Source organism: Halalkalibacter lacteus, assembly GCF_036663595.1.
GTDB classification, from domain to species: Bacteria; Bacillota; Bacilli; order Bacillales; family Bacillaceae_D; genus Halalkalibacter; species Halalkalibacter lacteus.
In genome coordinates, this window is record NZ_JAWRVL010000390.1 from 1 (window position 1) to 245 (window position 245).

The following is a 245-nucleotide window of genomic DNA, read 5'->3' on the forward strand; positions in this document are numbered from 1 at the left end:
GCTATTGTGGGTGGCGCAGTCGGCAAAAGGAGGTATAATCCGGCGATTTTTTTGGCCGTAAACCACCTTAATAGGAGAAAAATGATGAAGATCGTTGAGGTGAAACACCCGCTGGTGAAACACAAGCTTGGCCTGATGCGTGAAAATGATTTCAGCACCAAACGCTTCCGTGAGCTGGCCTCAGAAGTGGGTAGTTTGCTGACCTATGAAGCGACCGCCGATCTGGAAACAGAGAAAGTCACCAT

Annotated in this window: 1 protein-coding gene; it reads left to right on the forward strand. The window is 49.0% G+C overall.

Features of this window, described 5'->3' with window-relative positions; all coding sequences use genetic code 11:
• Positions 1-84 precede the first annotated feature (84 nt).
• Positions 85-245, forward strand: a 161-nt coding sequence (locus SAZ04_RS23305) for a uracil phosphoribosyltransferase (RefSeq protein WP_348533371.1), incomplete at its 3' end; no start/stop codon positions are given.